Here is a 7,648-nt window from a genome sequence, read left to right as displayed (position 1 = left end):
GGCGTCAGCCGCGATGGGGCTTTACCGGTAAAGCCCCATCGCGGCTGACGCCGCTCCTACACGGCAGACACGGGCAGCCGCAGGCAAAAACACAGGCAAACACAGGCAAACACAGGCAAAAGCTTCGCCATAACGCTCCCTGCACCGGCACGATGTTATTGCTAGTGTTCATTGGCCGCCCCCTACGCGGCCGCCACGACGACAAGGAGATCCACATGAGCCCCACCAACACCGAGCAGTTGAAGGACAACCTGAGCGAAGCCGGCTCCCACCTGAAGTCCGCCGCCAGCGCCGCCGGCGACGCCGTCAAGGTCGCCGCTTCTGCCGCCAGCGACGAGCTCAAGCTCGGCAAGGCCAACGTCAAGGCCGAGCTGTCCGACGGCGCGCTGGCCGGGCTGAACGCCGCGCAGTTCGGCGGTGCCGCCGCCAAGGAACAGGTCGATGCACTGGTGGACAAGGGCAAGGACCTGCTCGACAGCGCCACCGATCTGATCCGCGAGCGTCCGCTGGCTGCATTCGGTGTCGCTTTCGCCGCCGGCTGGATCATCGCCAAGCTCGCACGCAGCAGCGACAAGTAAGCCGGGGCCGTGGCCGATACGGACAACGACGGCGGCCAGGACGGCGCCACACGCACGCCGTCGCTCGAAGAAGCGGTCGGTGAACTCGGCAAGGCCGGTCGCGAGGGCATCAATGCCGGCCTGGAAGCCCTGCAGGCATTGCGCAGGTTGTTCATCGCCGATCTGGCGCTGGCGCGCGCGGCATTGGCGCGGGCGCTGGTATGGCTCACCGTCGCAGTGGCGTTCGGCGCCTCTGCCTGGCTGATGCTGATGGCGGCGGGCATCGCGCTGCTGAGCCGCCTGGGCCTGTCGTGGCTGGCGTCGATCTCGCTGATGGCGTTGCTGAGCCTGATCGTCACCGCGCTCGGCGCCTGGCAGGCGATCCGCTACTTCGAGATGAGCAAGCTCGACGCCACCCGCCGCCAGCTTGCCCGTCTCGGCATCGGCGGTGACGACGACGATGGCACCACCCCGGCGCACAAGGAGGAGGCATGAAGCTCGAACAGCTGCAGCACCGCATCGCCCGCGCCGAGGCGGTGCTGGAAGGACGTCAGCACCAGGTGGTGCAGCACTGGGGCACGATCCGACGCGTGTGGAGCAGCGCTTTGACGCCGGGCCGGATCGTCATCGGCGGGCTGGGGCTGGGTTTCATCGTGGGGCTCAGCGAGCCGAAGACGATGCTGGGCAGTCTGGCCGGCAAGGTCGGCGCGGTGCCCAAGCTGCTGAAGATGATCAGCGCGGTATCGGCACTGTTCACCGCGTCCCAGGCGCAGGAGGCATTCAAGGAGGCCTTCGGGCAGGCTGCGAATGCTGCTGCCGAAGCCGGCGGGGATGTGGCCCGGGATGCGGATGCGGCACCGGCGCGGCCAGTTGCTTCGGCCCGCCCCGATCCGTCAGCCATCGCCGATCCGGCCCCGCCACGCCCGGCCGAGGCGGCGACCGAGGTTTCCGAGCGCTGACACACGCCGGAAGCTTTGCGCAGGATCCAGGTGACATGCGCCGCGACGTCCCGCTGGGCGGATAATGGCGCTCCGCCGGCGCACGCCGGTCTTGCCAACCTCCGCATGAGCATTCCCGCTGAATCGCCGGTCACCACGGCCGGCAACGATGTCCCGTTGCCTCCGCCCCCCGCGCCGCGCCCACGTGCGCCAGCCTCGCTGGTGGTACTGGCCACCCTGGCTGTCGGCTACACGCTGTGGGCGGCGCAGACGGTGATCCTGCCGATCATGCTGGCGGTGTTCTTCGCGCTGGTCGGCAATCCGATCATCCGCCTGCTGCGACGGCTGTACCTGCCGCGCTTCATCGCCGCGCTGCTGGTGCTGCTGATGGGGCTGTCGGCAGCGGCCGCGCTGACGATGCAGCTGGCCGGGCCGGCCAGCGAATGGTTCCAGCAGGCGCCGACGCAGATGCGGCAGATCTCGCGCGAGCTGCGCAACCTCACCAAGCCGATGCAGCAGGCCAACCAGGCCGCCGAGAATTTCGCCCGAGCGGCCGGCGGCGGTGACGGGCGACAGGTGCAGATCGTGCGCACCCAGCTGGACGACCCGTACAAGGCGCTGGTGCGCACGCCCAAGCTGGCTGCATCCGTGCTGGCGGTGGTGCTGCTGACGTTCTTCTTCATGGTCTATGGCGAAAACCTGCAACGCAACGCGATCGCGCTGCTGCCCAGTCGCCAGCAGCAGCATTTCACTTCCGAGATCCTGCGCGGCATCGAACGCGAGGTGTCGCGCTATGTACTGACGATCACCCTGATCAACACCGCGGTCGGGTTGCTGTTCGCGATGTTGCTGTATGCATTCCTGTCGATCCCGTTGCAGGAGGCGTTGCTGTGGGGCACGGTGATGGCGCTGCTGAATTTCGCGCCGTACGTGGGCCCGCTGATCGGCGTGATGCTGATGCTGTTGATGGGGTTCGTGCAGTTCCGCACGCCGCTGGACGCGATGGTGCCGGCGCTGCTCTATCTGCTGCTGCATACGGTCGAGGGCCAGGTGGTCACGCCGATCGTGCTCGGCCGGCGCATGGCGATCTCGCCGCTGATGCTGATCCTGGCGCTGATGCTGTTCGGCTGGCTGTGGGGCATGATCGGCCTGCTGCTGGCGGTGCCGCTGCTGGTGTGCATCAAGCTGGTGCTCAATCGGCTGGATGGCATGCAGCGCTGGGCGCGGTTGCTCGAGTAGCGGGGCCGGGAGCCTTGTAGGAGCGGCTTCAGCCGCGATGGGCTTTACCGGTAACGCTTCATCGCGGCTGAAGCCGCTCCTACACCCCTACGGCGCTCTTGCGAATCCGCAATTGCGAATCCGCAATCCCGGCCCCTGACGTAAAATGCTGCAAATGAACTTCCCCATCCGCGCCATCACCCTCGATCTCGACGACACGCTGTGGCCGTTTGCGCCGATCGGTGCGCGTGTCGATCAGGCACTCCACGAGTGGTTGAGTGTTCACAGCCCGGTCACCGCGCAACGTTTCCCGGTGGCGGCGATGCGGCAGCTGCGCGAACGCAGCTTCATCGAGAATCCGCACCTGCACTACGACCTGAGCGCGCTGCGCCGGTTGACGATCCGTCAGGCGCTGGAGGAAAGCGGTGGCGACCTGGCACTGGTCGAGCCGGCGTTCGAGGTGTTCTACGCCACCCGCAACCAAGTCGAATGCTATCCGGATGCGATCGATGCGCTGACGCGGATCGCCGCGCGCGTGCCGGTCGCCGCACTCAGCAACGGCAATGCCGATCTGGAACGGATCGGGCTGATGCAGCATTTCGTGTTCTCGCTGGGCTCGCGCGAGCACGGTGCGGCCAAGCCGGAGCCGAGCATCTTCCACGCCGCCTGTGAACGACTGGGCGTACCGCCGGCGCAGGTATTGCACGTCGGCGATCACATCGAGATGGACGTGCTCGGCGCGATCAACGCCGGCCTGCGCAGTTGCTGGATCGATCGCGAGGCACGCATGTGGGAGCACCCCACGCTGAAGCCCGATCTGCACTTCGACTCCTTGACCGGGTTGGCCGACTGGCTCGATGCCCACCCTGACTTCGCCACGCCCGGCGACGGACGCCGCTGCGCCTGAGCGCGTCCGCCCCCACCCTGCTCAGCGCGACACTCGCCTGAGCGTGTTTCCACAGGATTCCGCCATGACGCTTCTGCAAGGCTTCACCTCCGACAGTTCCGGCGCGTTGCCGCTGCATGTGCTCGATCGCGATGGCTTCGCCGACTGGTGCACGCAGCAGCCGGCAAGCGTGGCGGCATGGGCGCTGGCGCAGCAGTTCATCGCCGCGCCGGGCTCGGTGCTGCTGCTGCCGGGCGAACAAGGTTTGGCGGGGGCGGTGCTGGGCGTGGGCGATCGCGGCGATGCCTATGCCTACGCACACGGCCCGTTCGCGCTGCCGCCCGGCAGCCGCTGGCAGCTGGCGTCGGAACTCGATGAAGGCGCACGCCGCGCACTGGAGCTCGGCTGGGGCCTGGGCAGCTATCGCTTCACGCGCTATCGCAAGCTGCTGCGCACGCCGGCACTGCTGGCCGCGACGCCGGATGCGGAAACCCTCGCGTTGATCGAGGCCTGCCTGCAGGTGCGCGACTGGGTCAACACGCCGACCGAGGACATGGGCCCGGAGCAGTTGGAAGCGGCCGCGCGCGCGCTGGCACAGGCGCATGGCGCGGATGTCCAGGTGATCGCCGGCGATGCGCTGCTGGAGAACAATTTCCCGACCATCCACGCGGTCGGTCGTGCTTCGCATCGCGCGCCGCGCCTGATCGAGCTGCACTGGGGCGATGCTGCGCATCCGCATCCGCATCTGGTGCTGGTCGGCAAGGGCGTGTGCTTCGACACCGGCGGGCTCGATCTCAAGCCGGCCGATGGCATGCGCAACATGAAGAAGGACATGGGCGGCGCTGCGCATGCGCTGGCGCTGGCCGGGCTGGTGATGGCGCGCAAGCTGCCGGTGCGGCTGACGCTGCTGGTGCCGGCGGTGGAGAATTCGGTCGGTCCGAATGCGTTCCGCCCCGGCGAAGTCGTCATCACCCGCGCCGGGGTCAGCGTCGAGATCGACAACACCGACGCCGAAGGCCGCTTGATCCTGTGCGACGCGCTGGCGTATGCGAACGAGACCAAGCCCGAGCTGATCCTCGACTTCGCCACGCTGACCGGCGCGGCACGCATCGCGCTCGGCCCGGACCTGCCGGCGCTGTTCGCCAACGACGATACGGTTGCGAACGACTGGCTGGCCGCTGGCGAACGCACCCGCGATCCGGTCTGGCGCATGCCGCTGTGGCGCCCGTACCTGCGTTATCTCAACAGCCACGTCGCCGACATGGCCAACGCCGGCTCACGCATGGCGGGTGCGGTGACTGCCGCGCTGTATCTGGAGCGCTTCGTGGCGCCGGGTCAGAAGTGGGCGCATCTGGATGTGTACGCATGGAACGACAGCGACCGCCCCGGCCGCCCCGCGGGTGGCGAAGCACTGGCGCTGCGCTCGGCGTGGGAAATGTTGAAGGCACGCTACGGCGGCTAGGTGATATCGCCTCGTAGAGCCGAGCTTGCTCGGCTTACGAGAGCCTGGACATCTCTGCTGGCTTCTGACGAGTCGGTGGATGGGGGCTACACTTGCCGCTGAGTTCGGGCATTTCTTTCCCGATTTAACGGCAAGGGGCCCGACTGCCGAACACCTGCGACACCGCCGGCCGCTCCAAGTTGCCGGCGCTATGAACATCGCCAGCCAGATGCCACATCCCCACCGGAAGCCCCGTCTTCCGTGAGCCGGGACCGCTCCAAGCCAGCCCAATCGATTCCCCGCCCGTGTTCCCGCAACGCGGGTGGTGGTTTTTGTCCGTCTGTCCTTTGGAGCTTGCAATGAACTGGTTGACCCTTCCTCTCCCGATCTCCCGCCTGCCCCGGCGCAGCCTGCTCGCTGTTGCCTGCGCGCTGGTCATCCTGCCGGCCTGGGCCGAGGAGCCGGCCGCTGCTGCCGACACTGATGTCACCACGCTCGACAAGGTCAACGTCAAGGGCGAGCGCGCCGAAGGCTACAGCGTCAGGAAGACCACGGCCGGCACCCGCTTCGAACTGGCCCCCCGCGAGATCCCGCAGTCGGTGAGCATCATCAGCCACCAGCGCATCGAGGATCAGCAGCTGGACGACATCATCGACGTGCTGGAGAACACCACCGGCATCTCCAACACCCGTTCCGACAGCGAGCGCTTCGAGTTCTATGCGCGCGGTTTCTACATCGACAACTATCAGTTCGACGGCATCCCGACCACGATGGTGCAGAACTGGAGCTACGGCGACTCCGCGCTGGATCTGGCGCTGTACGACCGCGTGGAAGTGGTGCGTGGCGCCACCGGCCTGCTGACCGGCGCCGGCAATCCGTCGGCCTCGGTCAATCTGATCCGCAAACACGCCGACAGCGCCGAGCTGACCGGCAGCGTCTCGGTCACCGCCGGCAGCTGGGGCAGGACCCGCACCACGGTCGATGTCACCACCCCGCTCAACGCCAGCGGCAGCGTGCGCGCACGCGTGATCGGCAGCTACCTCGACACCGAGTCGTACGTGGACCGCTATACCCAGACCAAGACCCTGGGCTATGCGGTGATCGATGCCGACCTGACCCCGGACACGCAGCTCAGCGTGGGCTACGACTATCAGAAGAAGAACTCCAACGACGTCACCTGGGGTGGCTTCCCGCTGTGGTATTCCGACGGCGGCCGTACGAATTACTCGCGCTCCTTCAATCCGGCCGCCGACTGGACGTTCTGGGACACCACCACCAAGCGCGCATTCGCCACGCTGCAGCATGACTTCGCCAGCGGCTGGAAGATCAAGGCGAACGCCACGCACGACCAGACCGATGTCACCGACAAGCTGTTCTATCCCTATTACACGATCTACGGCTTCGACAAGACCACCGGCGGTGGCGTAGTGCCCTATTCCGGCTACTACGTCACCCAGCGCAAGGTCGATGGCCTGGACGGCTACGCGGAAGGCCCGTTCCAGTTGTTCGGCCGTGAGCACGAGCTGATGGCCGGTGTCAGCTACAACCGCCGCCGGTACGTGAACAACGGTGCGTACGATTTCCCGGCCCCGATGGCCAGCTACCTCGACTGGACCGGAAACTATCCCGAGCCGGACTGGAATGCGCTGGTCGAATACAGCCGCGGCACCATCACTCAGAAGGCCGGCTACGCCGCTGCACGCTTCTCGCTGGCCGATCCGCTCAAGCTGATCGTCGGCGCGCGCTACACCGACTGGAAGAGCGAAGGCGAAGGCGCCGACCGCTCGCACAAGGTCACCACGCCGTACGCCGGTCTGGTCTACGAGATCAACGACATCTGGTCGACCTATGCCAGCTACACCGACATCTTCCAGCCGCAGACCTCGCGCACCGTCACCGGCAGCTACCTGGATCCGGTGACCGGCAAGAGCTACGAAGCCGGCGTCAAGGCCGCTTGGTTCGAAAATCGCCTGAACGCCTCGCTTTCGGTGTTCCGCATCGAACAGGACAATGTCGCCCAGGCGACGTCCGAGTTCGTGACCGGCACTTCCGAGACCGCCTATGTCGCTGCCAAGGGCACCGTCAGCCGTGGCTTCGAATTCGAGTTGAACGGCGAACTGGCACCGGGCTGGAACGGCACCTTCGGCGCGTCGCGTTATGTCGCCAAGGACGTCAACAATTCCGACATCAACACCCAGCTGCCGCAGACCACGCTCAAGCTCTACACCAGCTACACCCCGCGCAGTCTTGCCGAGCTGACCTTCGGCGGCGGTGTGAACTGGCAGAACCGCATCTACTACACCGACGCCACCTACGGACGCTTCGAGCAGGATGCCTACGCATTGGTGAGCACGTTCGTACGCTACCGCCTGTCGCCGGAATTCTCGGTGCAGGTCAATCTCAACAACCTGCTCAACAAGCAGTACTACTCGCAGATCTACGGCTACGGTGCCTGGGGCGAACCGCGCAACGGCTCGCTGACCTTTACCTGGTCGTTCTGATCAGCGGCCGTCGTCCCCGTACAAGCGGGGACGATGCCCCAGTAAATCGTAGGAGCGGCTTCAGCCGCGATGGGGCTTTCCCGATAAAGCCCCATCGCGGCTTCACC

General features: G+C 66.4%; 7 protein-coding genes. All 7 read left to right on the top strand.

The window, feature by feature from the left end; translation table 11 throughout:
• Positions 1 to 215 precede the first annotated feature (215 nt).
• The 7 genes from AC3WJE_RS20655 (at position 216) to fhuE (ending at position 7,541) form a co-directional block, all read left to right on the top strand.
• Positions 216 to 578, top strand: a complete 363-nt coding sequence (locus tag AC3WJE_RS20655; protein WP_493732722.1) for a hypothetical protein — start codon at positions 216 to 218, stop codon at positions 576 to 578.
• Positions 579 to 587: 9 nt separating this feature from the next.
• Positions 588 to 1,052, top strand: a complete 465-nt coding sequence (locus tag AC3WJE_RS20650; protein ID WP_493732721.1) for a hypothetical protein — start codon at positions 588 to 590, stop codon at positions 1,050 to 1,052.
• Positions 1,049 to 1,516: a hypothetical protein gene (locus tag AC3WJE_RS20645; protein WP_493732720.1), complete on the top strand. Its 468-nt coding sequence runs from the start codon at positions 1,049 to 1,051 to the stop codon at positions 1,514 to 1,516. Before AC3WJE_RS20650 ends, AC3WJE_RS20645 begins: the two co-directional genes overlap by 4 nt.
• Before the next feature lie 105 nt (positions 1,517 to 1,621).
• Positions 1,622 to 2,734, top strand: coding sequence for an AI-2E family transporter (locus tag AC3WJE_RS20640; RefSeq protein ID WP_493732719.1), 1,113 nt, complete (start codon positions 1,622 to 1,624; stop codon positions 2,732 to 2,734).
• Between the two features lie 154 nt (positions 2,735 to 2,888).
• A complete protein-coding gene (locus AC3WJE_RS20635; RefSeq protein ID WP_493732718.1) occupies positions 2,889 to 3,620 on the top strand; it encodes an HAD family hydrolase in 732 nt (243 codons plus the stop codon).
• Positions 3,621 to 3,684: 64 nt separating this feature from the next.
• Positions 3,685 to 5,061, top strand: coding sequence for a leucyl aminopeptidase family protein (locus AC3WJE_RS20630; protein WP_493732717.1), 1,377 nt, complete (start codon positions 3,685 to 3,687; stop codon positions 5,059 to 5,061).
• Between the two features lie 338 nt (positions 5,062 to 5,399).
• Positions 5,400 to 7,541, top strand: coding sequence for a ferric-rhodotorulic acid/ferric-coprogen receptor FhuE (gene fhuE / locus AC3WJE_RS20625; RefSeq protein ID WP_493732716.1), 2,142 nt, complete (start codon positions 5,400 to 5,402; stop codon positions 7,539 to 7,541).
• Positions 7,542 to 7,648: the final 107 nt, after the last annotated feature.

Source organism: Pseudomonas sp. GW821-FHT07E12, from assembly GCF_058986605.1.
The sequence above is the reverse complement of the archived record's forward strand: the minus strand, read 5'-3'. Positions and strand labels throughout refer to the sequence as shown.

Coding starts and splice junctions, on each gene's coding strand:
- AC3WJE_RS20655 (WP_493732722.1), top strand. CDS start 216: ATGAGCCCCACCAACACCGAGCAGTTGAAGGACAACCTGAGCGAAGCC.
- AC3WJE_RS20645 (WP_493732720.1), top strand. CDS start 1,049: ATGAAGCTCGAACAGCTGCAGCACCGCATCGCCCGCGCCGAGGCGGTG.
- AC3WJE_RS20640 (WP_493732719.1), top strand. CDS start 1,622: ATGAGCATTCCCGCTGAATCGCCGGTCACCACGGCCGGCAACGATGTC.
- AC3WJE_RS20635 (WP_493732718.1), top strand. CDS start 2,889: ATGAACTTCCCCATCCGCGCCATCACCCTCGATCTCGACGACACGCTG.
- AC3WJE_RS20630 (WP_493732717.1), top strand. CDS start 3,685: ATGACGCTTCTGCAAGGCTTCACCTCCGACAGTTCCGGCGCGTTGCCG.
- fhuE (WP_493732716.1), top strand. CDS start 5,400: ATGAACTGGTTGACCCTTCCTCTCCCGATCTCCCGCCTGCCCCGGCGC.